The following is an 18,072-nucleotide window of genomic DNA, read 5'->3' as shown; positions in this document are numbered from 1 at the left end:
CATTCTACCGCCCGCTCCCCGAACGCCTCATGGCATGGCGCGTTCGCTGCGGCGATGCGCCCAGCGATACAGCACCGGCAACACCAGCAAGGTGAGCAGCGTGGACGAGACGATGCCGCCGATCACCACCGTGGCCAGCGGGCGCTGCACTTCCGAACCGGCACCGACGTTGAACGCCATCGGCACGAAGCCCAGCGACGCCACCAGCGCGGTCATCAGCACCGGGCGCAGGCGGCCGAGCGCCCCGTCACGCACCGCCTGCATCAATGGCACGCCGGCCTCGCGCAGGCTGCGCACGAAGCTGATCATCACCAGCCCGTTGAGCACCGCCACGCCGGACAGCGCGATGAAGCCCACGCCGGCCGAGATCGACAACGGAATCCCGCGCAGCGCCAAGGCCAGCACGCCGCCGGTGAGCGCCAGCGGCACGCCACTGAATACCACCAACGCATCGCGCACCGTGCCGAAGGCCCAGAACAGCAGCGCGAAGATCAACGCCAGGGTCAGCGGCACCACGATCGCCAGCCTCTGGCTCGCCGAAATCAACTGCTCGAAGCTGCCGCCGTAGCGGATCCAGTAGCCGGGCGGCACTTGCACCTTCGCGCCGACGGCCTGCTGCAGCTCGGCGACGAAACTGCCCAGGTCGCGATCGCGCACGTTGGCGGTGACCACGATGCGGCGCTTGCCGTCCTCGCGATCGATCTGGCTTGGCCCCTCGCTCATCTGGATCTTCGCCAGCTCGCGCAAGGGCACAGTGCGCGGCTCGGTGCCGCCCCAGCGCTGCGCGTTCCAGCCACCGATGCGGCTGGCTTCATCGGCACCCGCGTCGCCTTCGCCCGCGCGCGGCAGCGACACGGGAAGATCGGCCAGTGCGGCGGGATCACCGCGCAGGCTTTCCGGCAGGCGCACGACGATGTCGAAGCGGCGATCGCCTTCGAACAACTGCCCGGCCACTTCGCCACCGATCGCCGTGGCCACCGTGGCCTGCACTTGCCCGGGATTGAGCCCGTAACCGGCCAGCGCGGCGCGATCCGGCAGCACCGACAGCAGCGGCAACCCACTGGTTTCGCCGACACGCACGTCCGCTGCACCGGGCACCGTGCGCGCAACGGCCTCGATGCGCGTGCCGAGCTGGCGCAGCGTGTCCAGGTCATCGCCGAACAACCCGATCGCCACATCCGCGCGCACGCCGGAAATCAGCTCGTTCATGCGCATCTGGATCGGCTGGGTGAACTCATAGTTGTTGCCCGGCAACTGCTGCACGGCCGCTTCGAACTCGGCGACCAAAGCGGCTTTGGACTTGCGCGGATCGGGCCACTGGTCGCGCGGCTTGGCCATGATGAAGGTATCGGCCACCGAAGGCGGCATCGGATCGGACGCCACTTCCGGCGTGCCGATCTTGGAGAACACCCGCGCCGCTTCCGGGAACTGCATCAGCCGCGTTTCCACGCGCTGCTGCATCTCCACCGACTGGCTCAAGGAGGTGCCGGGGATGCGCATGGCGTGCATCGCCACGTCGCCCTCGTCCAGCTGCGGCACGAATTCGCTGCCCAGTCGCGTGGCCAGCGCGCCACACGCCAGGACCAGCACGACAGCCGCCACGCCAACCCACCGCCCGTGGCGCAGGCTGCGGTCGAGCAGGCCGGCGTAGCGCGCGCCGATCCACGCCATCAGCCGGTTGTCGTGCGCCTGCACACGCCCGCCCAGGCACAGTGCGATCGCCGCCGGCACGAAAGTCAGGCACAGCAGCATCGCCCCGCTCAGTGCAAGCACCACGGTGATGGCCATCGGGTGGAACATTTTTCCTTCCACGCCGGTGAGCGCGAAGATCGGCAGGTAGACCGCGGTGATGATGCCCAAGCCAAACAGACTGGGCCGGATCACTTCGGCGGTGGCGCTGGCGGTTTCGGCGAAGCGTTCCTCGCGGCTCAGGGCTCGTCCGAGCTGCTGGCGCTGACCGAAGCGGCGCAGCGCGTTCTCGATGATGATCACCGCGCCATCAACGATCAGGCCGAAATCCAGTGCCCCCAACGACATCAGGTTGGCCGAGACGCCGCCGCGCGCCATGCCGGTCAGCGTGAACAGCATCGCCAACGGAATCACCGCCGCGGTGATCAACGCCGCGCGCACGTTGCCCAGCAGCACGAACAGCACCACGATCACCAGCAGCGCGCCTTCGACCAGATTCTTGGCCACGGTGGCGATGGTGCGATCCACCAGCGCCGTGCGGTCGTAGGTGGGCGTGGCGGTCACGCCCTTGGGCAGGCTGCGCTGCGCCTCTTCCAGCTTGGCCGCGGCGGCCTGCGCGACGGTGCGACTGTTGGCGCCGACTAGCATCACCACCGTGCCGAGCACGACCTCGTGCCCGTTCTGGGTGGCCGCGCCGCTGCGCAGTTCGCGGCCTTCGGCGACTTGCGCCACGTCATGCACGTGGATCGGCACGCCTTCGCGCCGCGCCAGCACGATGTTGCCGATGTCGGTGATGCCGCTGACCTGGCCCGGCACGCGCACCAGGAACTGCTGGCCGTTGCGCTCGATGTAGCCGGCGCCGACGTTCTGGTTGTTGGCCTGCACCGCCTGCACGACGTCGTCCAGCGTGAAGCCCAGCGCGCGCAGCTGGGCCGGATCGGGCGTGATGTGGATCTGCCGTTCGAACCCGCCGATCGTGTTGACCTCGGTCACGCCGGGCACGATGCGCAGCTGCGGGCGGATCACCCAGTCCTGCAGCGTGCGCAGGTCGGTGGCGGTATACGGCGTGCCATCGTCCTTGCGCGCATCGGGCGCGGCATCGACGGTGTAAGAAAAGATTTCGCCCAGGCCGGTGGCGATCGGGCCGAGCTGCGGCTCCAGATCGGGCGGCAACTGCGACTTCACCTGTTGCAGGCGTTCGGCCACCTGCTGGCGCGCGAAATACAGATCGGTGCCGTCCTTGAACGCCACGGTCACCTGCGACAACCCGTAGCGCGACAGCGAACGCGTGTTGTCCAGCCCCGGCAAGCCGGCCATCACCGTTTCCACCGGGAAGGTGACGCGCTGCTCGGCCTCCTGCGGCGAGTAGCCCGGCGCCTCGGTGTTGATCTGCACCTGGACATTGGTGATGTCCGGCGTGGCGTCGATGGGCAGCTGCTTGAAGCTGTAGATGCCGACCGCGACCAGGACCGCGGTGAGGGCGAGCATCAGCCAGCGGTGGCGGATGCTGGTGTGGATGATGGATTCAAGCATGGGAGTTGGCTCCCATCGCTTTTTCTTCGTATTGGAGCAAGTGCAAGAGCTTTCGCGCCCGCTGGGCGCGAGCCACTTTTGTCTTGGCAAAAGTAGCCAAAACCGCAAGCGCCGACGCGAGCCGGCCTGCGGCCGGTGCCCTGCGCGCCTCGCCTGATCGGGCACGGCGCCCAAACTCGCTTCGCTCAGACACGGGCGCCTCTACGGCCCGATCAGGCTCCGGTGCTCGGCTCGCTTTAAGGCGCTGAAAGATCAAAAGCGTCTGAAGCAACTGCAACTGCAAGAGCAACGGCGGCTGCGGCTGCGGCTGCGGCTGCGGCTGCGAATTTCGTCGAGATATCCAACGACGAGCACACGCGGGGTCGCCTTTGTCCAGATATTCAAATTTGGTCGCACTGACAGCCGGCGATTGCAGGGAGCCACCGCTTTGGCTTTGGCTTTGGCTTTGGCTTTGGCTTTGGCTTTGGCCTTTGATCTTGCGAGCCGTAAAGGGCGCCGAGCATCGCAGGACGGCGGGGCCGAAGAGGCGCCCGTGTCTGAGCGCAGCGAGTTTGGGCGCCGTGCCCTGCCGGCCGAGAAGCGCAGGGGACCGATGTGGCGCAGCCGCATCGGCGCACGTCCCGGCGAAGGCGGTTTTGCCTCCTTTTGCCAAGACAAAAGGAGGTCGCGCCTGCAGGGCGCGAGCGCTCTGCACTTGGCGCTTCAACAAGACAAAGCGAAGGTCAGTGCTCATGTTCCGCACTCCCCTTCCCGATATCCGCCTTCACCACATAGCTCTGCGCGACCACGACCGCATCGCCGAGCGCGATCCCCGACAGCACCGCAACCTGCGTGGCGTCGCGCGCGCCGAGTTCGACCGGATGCGCGGTGTAGGTGTCATCGCCGGTGCGGACGAACACCACCTCGCGCCCTTCCAGCGTCTGCAGGGCGGTCAGCGGCACCACCAGCGCCGCGGGCGTGCTGGCCACGACGATGCGCGCCTTGACCGCCGCGCCGGGCCGCCACAGGCCATCCCGGTTGTGCAGCACCGCGCGGGCCACCGTGCTCTGGCTGGCAGTCGCCGTGCCAGGCAGCACGCGCTCGAGCGTGGTGGTTTCGCTGACGCCGTCGGTCATGCGCGTCACGGTCACCGGCACGCCGGCGGTGATGTGCTGGGTGTCGCGACCGAAGATATGCAGGTCCACCCATAGCATGGACAGGTCGGCGATCTCGAAAAGCGGCGCGCCTTCGCCCACCGCGCCACCCACCTGCGCGTTGCGCGCGGTGATCACGCCGGAAATCGGCGCGCTGACACTGTAGCTGGTGAGGCTGAGGTTGCTCTCGATGCTGGCCAGCGCCTGGCCGGCGCGCACGGTGTCGCCGACATTGGCGCGCAGCGCACGCACGGGGCCGGGGAAACGCGCCACGGCCTGGGCGATGCTGCCATCGACCGGCGTCAGCAGGCCCTGCACCTCGTGCTCATCCGCGATCGTGCCGGCGGCCGCCGGGGCGACCTGGATGCCGCTGTCGGTGGCGATCTTCAGCGGGATGACGGTGCTGTCGGCGTGTTCCGCTTCGTCGGCGTGCGCATCGGCGTCTTGATGCGCATCGGCTTCAACCTGCGACGTTTCGTCAGGCGCGTCGGGCGATCGGCCGCAGGCGGCGAGCAGCCAGCACGCCATCAACGTGGCGGCGAGTGGGAGAGCTTTCATGGTGCGGAGTCCTTCGAGTTCGTGGCGGCGACGGACGCCTGCCCGGTGAGGCGTTGCAGTTCGATCAGGGCGCTTTGCGCCTGCGCGGCGGCATCGAGCTGGCGCTGTCGCGCTTCGATACGCAGGGCCTGCAGTTGCGCCCATTCCAGATAGCTGATGGCGCCCGCGCGCCATGCGCGTTCGGCGGCGGCTTCGGCCTTGGCCAGCGGCGGCAGCACGTCGCGCGCCATCCGCGTGACCTCCAGCCGCGCGGTGGCGTAACGGCCGTGGGCCTGCGCCAAGGTGGAATACAACTGCAGCTGCCGCGATTCGCGCTGCACGCCGCTCAGCGCCAGCTGCGCGCGGGCCGCCTGCAACTCAGGCTCCGCCCGGCGAACACTACCCAACGGCAGGCTGAAGCCGCCGACCAGCGCGGTGTCGTTGCCTTCGCGCAGTTGGCGCACGCCAATCTGCCATTCGATATCGGCACGCCGCTGGGTCTGGGCCAGGCGCAGTTGCGCTTCCTGCACACGTGTTTCGCCGGCCAGCAGCGCGAGTTCGGGCGTGCGTTCGAGCAAGCGCGCCAGCGCGTCGAAGTCCTCCAGCGCCGGCAGCGTCAGCGGATCGCCGCTGACGATCTCGAAGCCCGGATTGCGGGCGTTCCACAGCGCCGACAGATTCAGGCGCGCGGTACGCGCGGCTTCATCGGCGCGATCGCGATCCAGCTCGGCCTGGGCCAGCGCGGCCTGCGCGGTCAGCAGCACCGACTCGGGCGAGGCGCCGGCGTTGAGGCGCTGGCGTGCGGCCGAGACCGCGCGCTGGCGCTGGCCGATGTCGTCCAGCGCGATGGCGCGCAGCTGGAGTGCGATGGCGATGTCCAAGTAACGCCGCGCGACCTCGGCCAGCAGATCGAGCCGGGCGATTTCGCGCTGGGGCGCGAGTGCATCGAGATTGGCTTGCGCCAGCGTGCGGCGCGCATCGAGCTTGCCGCCACGCTCCAGCACGCCGGCGAGCGTGACGGTCAGCTCGGCCGCATCGAAGCCGCGGGCCTGGCCGCTGCCCAGCGCGTTCTCCAGCTGCGCGCCGAGCATCAACGGCGGCTTCAGCGCGGCGCCTTGGGCCTGTGCTTCCAGCACGGCACGCTGGCCATCAACCAGACGCAGGTCGGGATGGGTGCTGGCGACGCGCGCGATGGCGTCGTCCAGGGTGAGGGGTACAGCACGCGGCGGCTCCTGCGCATGCACGCAGGGCACGGCCGCGAAGACGGCCAAAGCCGCCAGTCGCAACCACATGGGGAATCTCCGAAAGGGCGATGACGCAGATCACTGCCGCGCCCTGGGGGCACGACGGTCGAATCAGGTCAGGCCGCGATCGGTGGACGCAGGCGCAAGGCGGGAATGTGGGACGACGGCGCGCGCATTTCCGCCACGTCCATTGCTGCGTGGACCACCCGCACCGGCATCAGGAAGAAGCGCGACGGAATCGCGCTGAGATGGCCGCAACAGTGTGCTGCATGCATCAAGTCACCGGCCTCATCGTGATCGGCGTTGTCGTCGGTCAGTGCGTGTTCGTCGCTGTCGTGCAGGTGCGAGGCCACGCCGCGCGTGGCTCCATGCAGGTCGCCGACCGCGGCCAGCACCGGGTTGGCCAGCACCGCCAACAGCAGCAACGCCAGCGCGGGCAGGCGCAGCCACAGGGCAACACGACGGGCGGGACGGAACGACATGGGCGCCGATGCTAGTGCGCCGGCGTTGCGTTAGACAATCACGTGACTGGATCGTCATCGCCCTGCGGCAGCGCCGCGTCATCGAACAGCGCGCCCTGCACCGCGCCCTCCTCCCGCTCGCGGAAGCCCGCCAGGCCCACGCCCACCAGGCGATACAGCGTGTCGGCCGGCAGCGCCACGCGATCGCGCAACGACAGGGCGATCGCGGTGAATTCGGCCAGCGAGGCCGGCGAAGCTTCCGGCGTGTAGCTGCGGGTGAGGATGCGGAACTGCGCGGTCTTGAGCTTGAGCACGACGGTGTAGCCGATGCGCTCGGTCTTGCGCGTCGCGGCCCAGGCCTTTTCGGCCATGCGCTTGATCGGCTCGTCCAGTTCGGCCAGCGGCACATCGACGGCGAAGGTGTCTTCGGCCGAGATCGACTGCACCTGCTGGTCCGGTTCGACCGGACGCTCGTCGATGCCACGCGCACGCCGATACAGTGCCGCGCCGAAGCGGCCGAAGCGCAGCTGCAATTCGTCCAACGTGAAGGCGCGCAGGTCGCCGACAGTGGCGATGCCCAAGTCAGCGAGCTTCTTCTCCGCCACCTTGCCCACGCCGGGGATGCGCCCGACCTTGAGCGGGGTGAGGAAGGCTTCCACCTGCGCCGGCTTGATCACGTACTGGCCATTGGGCTTGTTCCAGTCCGAAGCGATCTTGGCCAGGAACTTGTTGGGCGCGATCCCGGCCGAGGCAGTGAGCTGGGTGGCTTCGAAGATCTGCGCACGGATCGTCTGCGCGGTGGCCGTCGCGCTGGGCGAGGCGATCTTCGGTTCGGTCACATCCAGATACGCCTCGTCCAGCGACAGCGGCTCGACCAGGTCGGTGTGCTGCAGGAAGATCTCGCGCACCTGGCGCGAGACCGCTTTATACCGACCGAAATCCGGCGGCACGAAGATCGCATCCGGGCACAGCCGCTCGGCGCGTACCGCCGGCATCGCCGAGCGCACGCCGAACACACGCGCCTCGTAACTGGCCGCGCACACCACCGAACGCGCGCCACGCCAGGCCACCACCACGGGCTTGCCGCGCAGGCTCGGGTCGTCGCGTTGTTCGACCGACGCGTAGAAGGCGTCCATGTCGATGTGGAGGATCTTGCGCATGGGATGCGCAGTATCGCGCGCAAGAGTCTCGGGCGGCGAGACGGCCTTGGTTTCGCGCTGCGAAGCAAATGCAAAAGCAGGAGCTTTCGTGCGGCTTCGCCGCCCGACCCGCTTTCTTTGCTCGTGCAAAGAAAGTCGGGCAAAGAAACACGCCCCTGGCGTCACGCCCGCTTCGCGGGTCCGCTACGGGCCGAGGGATTTTTGGATGGGACATCCTGTCCCGTCCAAAAACGACGTGCATCTATGCACGTCGCCCTACGGGTCTTCACCTCGCCCCTTCGCCGTGCCTCAAGGGGATCTGAAAGCACCGGCAAAGCAAAGCAAAGCAAAGCAAAGCAAAGCAAAGCAGCCGAAGTTTGCTTGAACGTTTTGGCTTTGGCTTTTTCTGTTGCTGTTGCTCAGCCCTTGATCTTCAGCGCCTTCAAAGCGAGCCGAGCACCGCAGGCTGAAATGGCCGAAGAGGCGCGGGTGTTTGAGCGCAGCGAGTTCCCGCGCCGCGCCATTTCAGATGAGGAGCACAGGGCACCGATGCGCAGCATCGGCGAGTGTCAGGCGCTGGCGGTTTTGCTTCCTTTTGCCAAGACAAAAGGAAGACGCGCCGCGTAGCGGCGTGGAAGCTCTGCTTGAAAAAAGCCCAACTAAAGAAAAAGCCGAATCTGTCCCCAGATCCGGCCTCTCCAAACCACCAACCAACAAAAATCAGTTAGCCGGCATCTTCAAATCAAACTGCGCCGGCGGCGTGCCACCAGCGAGATAGCGCACGAAATAATCCCAGCGCCGCCGCGCCACATACGCGGTCATCGCGCCGTAGCCGTGGTGCACGTTGGGGATCATCAGCATGTCGAAGTCCTTGTTGGCCTTCATCAGCGCGTCGGCCACCAGCAGGGTCAGGTAGGGCGGCACGTTGTCGTCCATCGTGCCGTGGACCAGCATCAGGTGGCCCTTGAGGCCGCTGGCCAACGAGGCGTTGGCCTGGCTGTCGTAGTTGCCCTTGCCGTCCTTGTCGAGCACCAGTGCGCCCTGGTAGCGCTCGCCCCAGTCGTCCTCGTAACCGCGGTTGTCGTGGTTGCCGCTCTCCGACCAGGCCACCTTGAAGAAATCCGGGTAGCGCAGGATCGCCGCGGTGGAGGCATTGCCGCCGCCGGAATGGCCCCAGATGCCGGCGCGCGACAGGTCGATCCAGGAGTAGCGCGCGGCCAGTTCCTTCATGCCGGCCACCTGGTCAGGCAGCGTGTTGTCGGCCATGTCGCCGTACCAGGTGTCGTGGAAGGACTTGGATCGCCACGGCGTGCCCATGCCGTCGATGGCCACCACGATGAAGCCCAGTTCGGCCAGTGACTGGTTGTCGCCGTGGGCGGCCAGGAAGCTGCGGCCGCGCACCGAGCCGACCTGCGGGCCCGGATAGATGTAGTTGACGATCGGGTACTTCCTGGACGGATCGAACTTGGACGGCTTGAACATCACGCCGTACAGGTCGGTCTTGCCATCACGGGCCTTGACCGTGAACGGCTCCGGCGCGACCCAGCCAGCAGCTTTCAAGCGGCTGATGTCGGCGGTGGCGACCTTGGCGACATCCTTGCCGTCGGCGCCGCTGCGCAGCACCGTCACCGGCGGCACGGTGGTGGTCGAGTACGCATCGACGAACAGCTTGCCGTCCGGCGACAGCGACACGGTGTGGTCGCTGGGTTCGGGGGTGAGCAGGGTCGGCGCGCCGCCGTCCAGGCTGACCTTCCAGAACTGCTGGTAGTACGGGTTGATGCCGGCGGTGCGGCCGACGCCGCGGAACCAGACCGTGCGCGAGGCCGGATCGACCTTGAGCATCTCGGTGACGTTGCCCTCGCCGGTGGTGATGGCGTGCTTGAGCTTGCCGGTGGCCAGGTCGTACAGGTACAGCTGGCCCCAGTCGCTGCGCTCGGAGAACCACACCGCTTCGTTGGTCTCCGGAAGGTAAGCCCAGCTGGCGGTGCCGTTGCCGCTTTCGTACTGCGTCTTGACGTGCTCGGAGAACACGGTGCGCACCGCGCCGGTGGCCGCATCGGCGATCCGGAACCAGGCGTCCTTGTGGTAGCGCGAGGTCGACACGAAGGCGACGGTCTTGCTGTCCGGCGCCCACTTCACGTCATCCCAGCCGCCGTTCGGGCCGCAGCTGATGTCATCGCACTGGGTGGACCGGTGCTGGTCGGGCTCCATCTTCAGGCGCGTGACCTGTTTGGTCGGCACGTCGATGATGACGCGCTCGATCATGGTCACGTCCTTGTCGCCGGGCAGCGGGTACTTCCACGCCTCCAGTTTCGGCGCGCCCACCTGGGTGGTGACCAGGTACATGTCGCTGGTCTTGCGCTGGTCCTGCTGGAAGGTGGCGATCTTCTTCGAGTCCGGCGACCACTCCAGGATGGCCTCGTCGGTGTGCTTCCAGCCGGCGTTGTCGGTGGCGTAGCCGTAGTCCTTGACGCCATCTGTGGTCAGTTGGGTCTCCTTGCCGGTGGCCAGCTCGCGCACCCACAGGTTCCAGTCGCGGATGAAGGCTTCGGATTTCTTGTCGGGCGAGATCGCACCCGGCTCCAAGTCGGCCTTGGCGTAGACCTTGGCGCACTTGGCCTTGGCATCGCAGGCGACCTCGGTGCCGCGCACGGCAAAGCGGTAGCGCCCCTCGGCGGTCAGGGCGACGCTGCGCAGGCCCAGCTTGTCGGCCTTGAGCGGCTTGTCGCCGGTCGTCAGCAGCTTGTTGAGCGAAGCGGCCAGCGCCTTGGTGTCGAACAGCGGCGCGGTCTTGCCGGTGGCCGTGTCGGTCTGCAGCAGGCGATCGCCGCTGGCGTCGTGGTCGGTGTAGACGTAGTGCGTGGCATCGAGCCAGCTCACGCGGGTCACGGCGTGGTCGACCAGCGGCTGGGCGAACATCAAGGTGCCGGCACGGGCGTAGTCGGCCTCGGTCACGGTCAGCGTCTGCGCGCAGACGGCACCAGACAGCGCGGCCAGGACCAGGGCGCCGAACAGGCGCGGGGCGGTGGATTTCAGGAGCATGCGGATCCCCAGGCGAAGATGAAGCGCGCCGGAGACCTGCCCCGACGCGGGCGAACACGTGATCGTACCGCCGTGCGCGGCACGACTCCCCCTGCCAGAGGTCCCGGTCGCCGCCCGACGCAGCGGTGGGCGGGGTTCCGTTTCAGATGCAGCATTCGACACGGCCCGGTGCAGCGGTCAGCATGGTGGCCTGCGTCGCCGGCCGCTTGCGCCCGACGCGCTCCCCACCGCTTCCCCGCTGCCGATGTCCCCGGTCCTCACTGCCGTCTTCCCGCTGTTCTCGCTGATCGCCATCGGCGCGGCCATCCGCCGCTTCGGCCTGCTCGGCCCGGCGGCGGTCACCGAACTCAACCGCTTCGTGGTGCTGCTGGCGCTGCCCGCGGTGCTGTTCTCGATCATGGCCAAGGCCCACTGGTCGACGCTGGCCCAGCCCGGCCTGGCAACGGTTTACGCGATCAGCATGCTGGGCGTGCACCTGCCGGTCATGGCCTGGCTGCTCAGGCGCGGGGCCAGCCTGACCGACGCCAGCATCGATGCGCTGGGCGCCTCGTACGCCAACACCGGCTTCATGGGCATCCCGCTGACGCTGCTGACCCTGGGCGCGACGGCGCTGCCCGGCGTGGGCCTGTCCGTGGTGATGACCGCCTGCGTGCTGTTCGCGCTGGCGCTGACCACGATCGAGTTCGACCGCCATCGCGGCGCCGGCCTGCTGCCCACACTGCGCAACACCGCCTGGGCGCTGCTGAAGAATCCGCTGATCTGGGCGCCCTTGGCCGGGGCACTGGTCTCGCTGGCCGGCCTGCCGCTGCCCGCCCCGGCGATGACCGCCATCGACCTGCTCGGCGCCGCCGCCAGCCCGTGCGCGCTGGTGGTGCTGGGCCTGTTCCTGGCCGCCCCCGCGCAGGATGAAGTCGCCCCGCCGGCCGGCTGGATCGCGCTGTCGGCGTTAAAGCTGTTCGTGCAGCCGCTGATCGCCTGGCTGGTGGCCGTGCCGTTGCTGCACCTGCCGCCGATGCAGGTGCACCTGGCGATGCTGATGGCGCTGCTGCCCACCGGCACCGGGCCGTTCATGCTGGCCGAGCGCTACGGCCGGCGTGCGGCGATGTCGTCCAAGGTGATCCTGGTGACGACCCTGGTCTCGATGGCCACGCTATCTGCGTACTTGGTGTGGATGGGCTGAACGCGGCGCGCTGGCTCAGGGCGCGTTGGTCATGGGCGTTATCGGCAGCGGTACCGCACCAGCTCGCACACGCAGCCACCACCGCACGCTTTCAAACATCAGCAGCGGCACCAGCCAGCTCATCCACAGCAAGGTCGCGATCAGGGCCGGCGTCGGCACCTGGCCCAACGCAATCGCCGCCGGCAACGACAGCCGGAAGATCGCCGGCGCCAGCGCCACCACGTAGTTGCGCATCATCCAGCGCTGATGCACCGGCACGCGCCGGCGGCGGATCGCGATGAAGCCCATCAGTGCGGTGGTCAACAGCATCGCGGCCGTCATCGAGAACGCCAGCCGGATCGACAGCGGCGCCGGCGAGGTCGCGATCAACCCGCATGCGCCGATGAAGGCCACCAGCATCGCGATGAGATAAACGCGCCCGGCCCAGCGATGCCAGCGCAGCGCACGTCCGCGCCACTGGCTGAAGAATTGCAGCGGCCCCAGCACCAGCATCACTGCGCCGCCAGCCAGGTGCAGCCACAGCCAGCCGCGCCGCGTCATGAACATCGCATAGGCCGCCGAATCCAGCGCGTGGTACTTGCCGTAGGCGGCGACCAGGAACTCCACGCTGATGCCGAGCGCCAGCAGCCACACCAGGCTCCAGCCGAGGCGCGCCATCACGCGCCTACGCGCGTCGCTCACGTCGTTGCGGATTGCGTCACGGGCCATGCGCTGCGTCCTCCGGGAGCGGAGCTTAGCGCAGCCGCGCGGCGGGCCTTGCTGCCACGCCGCGATGGCATCGATCGCGCCGCCAAGATGGCGACGCCATCACGCGGACTGGCTTACTTGCCCCCGGCCGGCGCCGCCTGGACCAGTGGCGCATGCACCTTGGCGAAGTCCGCCGTCGGGATCTTGCTCTGCTCGCGGTCATAGGTGAGCAGGCCGTTGATCTCGCCTTCCACGTCGGTGGTCTGCGTGTACACCGACGCACTCAGGCCCACCTCGCGCGCCTGGCGGACGATCTCGCTGAACTTGCGCTGGTAGCGTTGCAGGTAATCGGCCGGGTCCTTGGCGGTCTGGTAACCCCAGTTGCGGTTGGCCGGAAACCACAGATGGCCTTCCACCGGCAGGCCGATGCCGCCGTATTCACCGATCACGATGGCGCGTTGGGTCTGCCGCGTCGGCACATGCGGCACGTCCTCGTAGGTGTGGATGTCGAAGATGTCCGAGCCCGCATCGCCGGTATCGAGCCAGCCGCTGACCTTGTTGACCACCCGGCTCGGGTCCAGCGCCTTGACCGCCTTGGCCAGGCGCGTGGAGGCGTACTGGCCCCAGCCTTCGTTGTTGACCACCCAGGTGACGATGGACGGATGGTTGCGCAGGTCGCTGATCATGCGCAGCAGCTCGTATTCGAACTCATCGCTCACGCGCGTGGGGAACAGCACTTCATCGTTGGACGCCTGCCGCACGAACTGATCCAGGCTGTCTTCCTCTTCGCCCGAGGGCATGTCCTGCCAGATCAGGATGCCCATCTTGTCGGCCAGGTAGTAGTACTGCGCAGGCTCGACCTTGATGTGTTTGCGCAGCATGTTGAAGCCGGATTTCTTGAGGAAATCCAGTTCAAAGGCGATGGCATCCTCCGACGGCGGCGTGAGCAGGCCATCGGGCCACCAGCCCTGGTCCAGCGTGCCGTTCTGGAACAGCGGCTGGTTGTTGAGCAGCAGCGCCGGCTGGCCCGGAATCGGCCCACGTCCGAGTGAACTCTTGCGCATGGCGAAGTAGCTGCGCACGGTATCCACCGGCTTGCCGACCACCTTGGCCTTGGCGTACGCCTGCGCCTCGACTTCGGTCAGCAGCGTGTCATCGCGCCGACCGTTGGGCCGATGCTGCGACGCATCCTGCTGGTCGAATGGCTCGGTGACCTGCACCAGTTCGACATCCAGGTCGTAGAGATACGGCGTGGTCGGCGACCAGAGTTTGGCATCGGGAATCGGCAGCTGGGTGCGCCGGTTGGCGCGCACGATCTTCGAGGACACCACCTTGCCGCCCGCCTTGGCGGTGATGCGCACGGCATCGGCATCGCTGGCGCTGTGGTTGAGCGCGACATCGACGTTGAGCACGTCGGCATCGATGTCCGGCGTGACGTTGACGTTCTCGATATGCAGCTTGGGCACAGGCTCCAGCCACACGGTCTGCCAGATGCCGCTGACCGGCGTGTACCAGATGCTCTTGGGGTCCAGCTGCTGCTTGCCGCGAGGCTGTGCGCCCTCGGAGGTCGGATCGGTGACCTGCACGACCAGCTCGTTGTCGCCGGCTTTCAGGTAATCGGTGATGTCGAAGAAGAACGTATCCGAGCCACCGCGATGCGAGCCAACCACGCCGCCGTTGACCAGCACGTGCGCCTCAAAATCCACCGCACCGAAGTTCAACAGAACGCGCTGGCCGGCCCAGTCGGCGGGGATCTGGAAGCTGCGGCGATACCAGATGCGGTCTTCCGGCGTGACCTTGCGCGCGACACCCGACAGGCGCGATTCGACGGCGAACGGCACCAGGATCTTGCCGTCCATGCTGGTCGGCTGGCCCTGGGTCTTGGGCCGGATCGCGTAATCCCACTGGCCGTTGAGGTTCTGCCATTGCGCGCGCTTCATCTGCGGGCGCGGATAGCTGCGCCAGGCGTTGTCCGGCGTCACCGTCTTGCCCCAGCGCGTGATCAGGTCGCTGGTGTAGACATGGTCATCCTTGGGCGCGGCGGCCTCCTGCGCGTGAGCGCTGGACAGCGTGAGCGACAGCAAGGCTGCAACGGCGAGGCAGGCGCGGACAGCCGGGGTCTTCATGGTGCGCAGGTCCTTCTTTTTGGCGTGCGGGCGCGGGGGCGCGAAGGGCACGGTGAGCGGAGAGCGTCTACGCCTGCCTGCGGCCAACGGCACCACACGCAGGACGTGCATCGAGCGCGCGCGGCGCGCATCCGCGGCCACGCTTAATGTATGACAATACGACGAATGCGTCGGATCATTCCATGCGTCCATCGTCGAAGGCAAGTCGCACTGCACGATCACGCGCGGCAAGTCTGCCGCTTGATTCTCAGGCACGGAACGGCAGCACGCAGGGCGCAGCATGCGAGGCGTCACATCAGGGAATGCACGCGCGATCGGCGTGCGCAAATCTAAAAACTTTAGACGTCGCTCAGGCCGCCGGCAGCGGCCGCAGGCACAGCCAGATCGCGGCCCAGTGCGCGAGTGCGCCGCCCAGCACATGCGCGTGCCATAGCGCGCGGTTGTAGACCATCGACTTGCGCACGTAGAAGCCGACGCCGACGGTGTAGATCAGGCCGCCGGCCGCGATCAGCCACAGCACCGTGCTATCCAGGCCCGCCATCAGCGGCTTGATCGCAATCACCGAGGCCCAGCCCAGCAGCAGGTAGATCGCCACCCAGAACCCCTTGCCCACGCCGGGCAGGAACAGCTTGCCGAACACACCAAACAGGGCCACCGCCCAGACGCCCAGCGTCATCGACCAGACCCACGCACCGGACAGGCCCAGAACCAGCAGCGGCGTGTAGGTGCCGGCGATCATCACGAAGATGCCGGCGTGGTCCAGCTTGCGCAGCAACGGCTGGCGTGCCGGCGTGGCGAAGTTGTACGCGGCCGAACACGCGAACATCGTCAGCAAGCCCAGCGCATAGACGCAGGTCGCTACCAGCAATGCCTCGTTGGTCACCGCCCGCCAGATCAGCAACGCCCCACCGACGACGGCCAGCGCAAGGCCGGCGACATGCACGATCAGGTCGGCGCGGCGGGCAGTGGGCGTCTGGTAGTGGGGCGCGGTAACGGGAGACGCAGGCACAGGCGTGATCGATACAACAATGGGGGACGGACAGCATACGCGCTGACGTCGCCCGACATCGGCGTGCCAATGCGAAGGCACGCAGCATGTGGGAGCCGCTTCAGTGGCGATGGAGCGTTCTCAGGAAAGCTCGATCGTTGCTGATGCAGCTCCCACCAGAAACATCAGCACATTGCCTGGATCACGCCGCCATGCCGTGATGCCGCAGCAGCGCGTCGATGTTCGGCTCGCGACCGCGGAAGGCGGTGAAGTTCTCCAGCGCGCTGCGGCTGCCACCGCGCGAGAGGATCTCGGCGCGGAAACGCGCGCCGGTTTCCGCCAGTTGATCCGGCGCTTCCTCGAACGCGGCATAGGCATCGGCGCTGAGCACCTCGGCCCACTTATAGCTGTAATAACCCGCGCCATAGCCGCCGGCGAAGATGTGGCTGAAACTGTGCGGGAAACGGTGCCACGCCGGCGGACGGTTCACCGCCACTTCGTCGCGCACGCGTTCCAGCAGCGCCAGCACCGAGTCCTGCGCCGGGTCGAAGCCGCTGTGCAGCTCCATGTCGAACAGCGCGAACTCCAGCTGGTGCACGGTCTGCATGCCGCTCTGGAAATTCTTGGCCGCGATCATCTTGTCGAACAGCGCGCGCGGCAGCGGCTCGCCGGTCTCCACGTGCCGGGTCATGCCCTGCACGCGCGCCCACTCCCAGCAGAAGTTCTCCATGAACTGGCTCGGCAGCTCGACCGCATCCCATTCCACGCCGTTGATGCCGGCGACCGACAGCTCGCCGACTTCGGTCAGTAGCTGGTGCAGGCCGTGGCCCATTTCGTGGAACAGCGTGGTGACATCGCTATGGGTGAACGTGGCCGGCGTGCCGTCCACGCCCTTGCCGAAGTTGCACACCAGATAGACCAGCGGGGTCTGCTCGCCATCGGCGCGATGACGGCGGTTGCGGCAATCGTCCATCCACGCGCCACCGCGCTTGCCTTCGCGCGCATAGAGATCCAAATAGAACTGGCCCACCAGCGCGCCATCGGCGTTCTGCAGGCGATAGAAGCGCACATCCGGATGCCACACCGGCGCGCTGTCGGCGACCACATCCACGCCGTACAGCGACTTGATCACGCCGAACAGGCCGCCCAGCACCGCGTCCTCGGTGAAGTACTGCTTCACCTCCTGCGCCGAGAAGCTGTAGCGCGCCTGCTTGAGCTTTTCGCCCACGTAGGCCACGTCCCACGGCTCGACCGTGTCCAGGCCCAGCTCATCCCGGGCGAAGGCTTCCAGCTCGGCGCGATCCTGCCTGGCGTGCGGCAGCGCGCGCGTGGCCAGGTCGCGCAGGAAGCCCAGCACTTCGGCCGGGCTCTGCGCCATCTTGGTCGCCAGCGAATACTCGCCGTACGACGCGAAACCCAGCAGCTGCGCCAGCTCGGCGCGCAGCGCCAGGATCTGGGTGATCAGCGGCGAGTTGTCCAGCTTTTCATCGCCGGCTTCGGACGCACGCACCGCGTAGGCCTGGTACAGCGTTTCGCGCAGCGGGCGATCGTCGGCGTAGGTCAGCACCGGCAGGTAGCACGGCATCTGCAAGGTGAACTTCCAGCCCGGCTCGCCCTCGGCCTTGGCCGCGGCGCGACAGGCGGCGATCACATCGGCCGGCAGGCCGGACAGATGCTGCTTGTCCTTGATCCAGAACTCGTATTCGTCGGTGGCATCGAGCACGTTCTCGGAGAACTTGGCCGACAGGCTGGCCAGTTCCTCGCGCACGGCGGCAAAGCGCGCCTTCTGTTCGTCCGGCAGCTCGGCGCCGCCGAGGCGGAAATCGCGCAGCGCGTTGTCCAGGGTCTTGGCGCGCGCGGTGTCCAGCGCGGCCAGATCGGTCGCTTCAGCCAGGGCGCGGTACTGAGAGAACAGCGCCAGGTTCTGCCCCAGCGCGCTGCCGAAGCGCGTCACCTTGGGCAGGTTGTCGTTGTAGGCCTTGCGCAGTTCCGGCGAATTGACCACGCCCTGCAGGTGGTTCACCTGGCCCCAGGCGCGCCAGAGCTTTTCGGTCGCATCGTCCAGCGGCACCACGAAGCTGTCCCAGGTCACCGGGGTGACGGTTTCGGCCTGCTTCACCGCGGCTTCGGCATCGGCCAGCAGGGCCTCGATGGCCGGGCCGACGTGCTCGGGGCGGATGGCGTCGAACTGGGGCAGGCCGGAAAAATCGAGCAGCGGATTCATGGGGAAACACTCCGAAACGTGGGGCTGGCGGTCAATCTGGGGGCGCCGGCGCGGCCGGGCAAGCCGGCACGGTGCGCAAGGCCGCCATT

Annotated in this window: 12 protein-coding genes; 2 read left to right on the top strand and 10 right to left on the bottom strand. The window is 67.5% G+C overall.

All coding sequences use genetic code 11. From position 1 onward, the window contains the following. Nucleotides 1-27: 27 nt before the first annotated feature. From BMZ17_RS08645 to dinB, 5 genes are all read right to left on the bottom strand, one after another. The gene (locus BMZ17_RS08645; RefSeq protein ID WP_093138208.1) at nucleotides 28-3,222 is read right to left on the bottom strand and encodes an efflux RND transporter permease subunit; all 3,195 of its coding nucleotides are present in this window, start codon (nucleotides 3,220-3,222) and stop codon (nucleotides 28-30) included. Nucleotides 3,223-3,944: 722 nt separating this feature from the next. After that, the gene (locus tag BMZ17_RS08640) at nucleotides 3,945-4,913 is read right to left on the bottom strand and encodes an efflux RND transporter periplasmic adaptor subunit (protein WP_093138207.1); all 969 of its coding nucleotides are present in this window, start codon (nucleotides 4,911-4,913) and stop codon (nucleotides 3,945-3,947) included. Continuing rightward, on the bottom strand, nucleotides 4,910-6,184 hold the full coding sequence (locus BMZ17_RS08635) for a TolC family protein (protein WP_093138206.1): 1,275 nt from the start codon (nucleotides 6,182-6,184) through the stop codon (nucleotides 4,910-4,912). Before BMZ17_RS08635 ends, BMZ17_RS08640 begins: the two co-directional genes overlap by 4 nt. A gap of 68 nt (nucleotides 6,185-6,252) precedes the next feature. Then, entirely contained in the window at nucleotides 6,253-6,618 is a 366-nt protein-coding gene (locus BMZ17_RS08630; RefSeq protein WP_093138205.1) for a hypothetical protein, read from the bottom strand. Between the two features lie 38 nt (nucleotides 6,619-6,656). Continuing rightward, entirely contained in the window at nucleotides 6,657-7,757 is a 1,101-nt protein-coding gene (dinB, locus tag BMZ17_RS08625) for a DNA polymerase IV (protein WP_093138204.1), read from the bottom strand. Between the two features lie 243 nt (nucleotides 7,758-8,000). Here dinB and BMZ17_RS20925 point away from each other — a divergent pair, with 243 nt between their 5' ends. Beyond that, the gene (locus tag BMZ17_RS20925; RefSeq protein ID WP_139202857.1) at nucleotides 8,001-8,363 is read left to right on the top strand and encodes a hypothetical protein; all 363 of its coding nucleotides are present in this window, start codon (nucleotides 8,001-8,003) and stop codon (nucleotides 8,361-8,363) included. Between the two features lie 93 nt (nucleotides 8,364-8,456). Here the strand turns inward: BMZ17_RS20925 and BMZ17_RS08615 are convergent, their stop codons facing one another. Next, a complete protein-coding gene (locus tag BMZ17_RS08615) occupies nucleotides 8,457-10,778 on the bottom strand; it encodes a S9 family peptidase (RefSeq protein ID WP_093138202.1) in 2,322 nt (773 codons plus the stop codon). Between the two features lie 244 nt (nucleotides 10,779-11,022). On the opposite strand from BMZ17_RS08615, the gene BMZ17_RS08610 reads away from it, so the two are divergent. Further along, nucleotides 11,023-11,958: an AEC family transporter gene (locus BMZ17_RS08610; protein WP_093138201.1), complete on the top strand. Its 936-nt coding sequence runs from the start codon at nucleotides 11,023-11,025 to the stop codon at nucleotides 11,956-11,958. A 15-nt stretch (nucleotides 11,959-11,973) separates the two neighbouring features. On the opposite strand, the gene BMZ17_RS08605 is transcribed toward BMZ17_RS08610, so the two are convergent. From BMZ17_RS08605 to BMZ17_RS08590, 4 genes are all read right to left on the bottom strand, one after another. After that, on the bottom strand, nucleotides 11,974-12,666 hold the full coding sequence (locus tag BMZ17_RS08605; RefSeq protein WP_254775257.1) for a DUF2306 domain-containing protein: 693 nt from the start codon (nucleotides 12,664-12,666) through the stop codon (nucleotides 11,974-11,976). A gap of 113 nt (nucleotides 12,667-12,779) precedes the next feature. Beyond that, nucleotides 12,780-14,771 (bottom strand): glycoside hydrolase family 2 protein, encoded by a 1,992-nt coding sequence (locus BMZ17_RS08600; RefSeq protein ID WP_175485535.1) that lies wholly within the window; start codon nucleotides 14,769-14,771, stop codon nucleotides 12,780-12,782. A 349-nt stretch (nucleotides 14,772-15,120) separates the two neighbouring features. Continuing rightward, the gene (locus BMZ17_RS08595) at nucleotides 15,121-15,780 is read right to left on the bottom strand and encodes a PAQR family membrane homeostasis protein TrhA (protein WP_093138200.1); all 660 of its coding nucleotides are present in this window, start codon (nucleotides 15,778-15,780) and stop codon (nucleotides 15,121-15,123) included. A gap of 181 nt (nucleotides 15,781-15,961) precedes the next feature. After that, nucleotides 15,962-17,983 (bottom strand): M3 family metallopeptidase, encoded by a 2,022-nt coding sequence (locus BMZ17_RS08590; RefSeq protein ID WP_093138199.1) that lies wholly within the window; start codon nucleotides 17,981-17,983, stop codon nucleotides 15,962-15,964. Nucleotides 17,984-18,072: the final 89 nt, after the last annotated feature.

The sequence above is a fragment of the Pseudoxanthomonas sp. GM95 genome (assembly GCF_900109775.1).
Lineage (GTDB): Bacteria > Pseudomonadota > Gammaproteobacteria > Xanthomonadales > Xanthomonadaceae > Pseudoxanthomonas_A.
This window is presented reverse-complemented; position numbering and strand designations above follow the sequence as displayed.

What these genes read in the sequence shown, in the direction of transcription:
- BMZ17_RS08600 (WP_175485535.1), bottom strand. Translation starts at nt 14,771, where the DNA reads ATGAAGACCCCGGCTGTCCGCGCCTGCCTCGCCGTTGCAGCCTTGCTG.
- BMZ17_RS08630 (WP_093138205.1), bottom strand. Translation starts at nt 6,618, where the DNA reads ATGTCGTTCCGTCCCGCCCGTCGTGTTGCCCTGTGGCTGCGCCTGCCC.
- BMZ17_RS08610 (WP_093138201.1), top strand. Translation starts at nt 11,023, where the DNA reads ATGTCCCCGGTCCTCACTGCCGTCTTCCCGCTGTTCTCGCTGATCGCC.
- BMZ17_RS20925 (WP_139202857.1), top strand. Translation starts at nt 8,001, where the DNA reads ATGCACGTCGCCCTACGGGTCTTCACCTCGCCCCTTCGCCGTGCCTCA.
- BMZ17_RS08615 (WP_093138202.1), bottom strand. Translation starts at nt 10,778, where the DNA reads ATGCTCCTGAAATCCACCGCCCCGCGCCTGTTCGGCGCCCTGGTCCTG.
- BMZ17_RS08645 (WP_093138208.1), bottom strand. Translation starts at nt 3,222, where the DNA reads ATGCTTGAATCCATCATCCACACCAGCATCCGCCACCGCTGGCTGATG.
- BMZ17_RS08590 (WP_093138199.1), bottom strand. Translation starts at nt 17,983, where the DNA reads ATGAATCCGCTGCTCGATTTTTCCGGCCTGCCCCAGTTCGACGCCATC.
- BMZ17_RS08605 (WP_254775257.1), bottom strand. Translation starts at nt 12,666, where the DNA reads ATGGCCCGTGACGCAATCCGCAACGACGTGAGCGACGCGCGTAGGCGC.
- BMZ17_RS08640 (WP_093138207.1), bottom strand. Translation starts at nt 4,913, where the DNA reads ATGAAAGCTCTCCCACTCGCCGCCACGTTGATGGCGTGCTGGCTGCTC.
- BMZ17_RS08635 (WP_093138206.1), bottom strand. Translation starts at nt 6,184, where the DNA reads ATGTGGTTGCGACTGGCGGCTTTGGCCGTCTTCGCGGCCGTGCCCTGC.
- dinB (WP_093138204.1), bottom strand. Translation starts at nt 7,757, where the DNA reads ATGCGCAAGATCCTCCACATCGACATGGACGCCTTCTACGCGTCGGTC.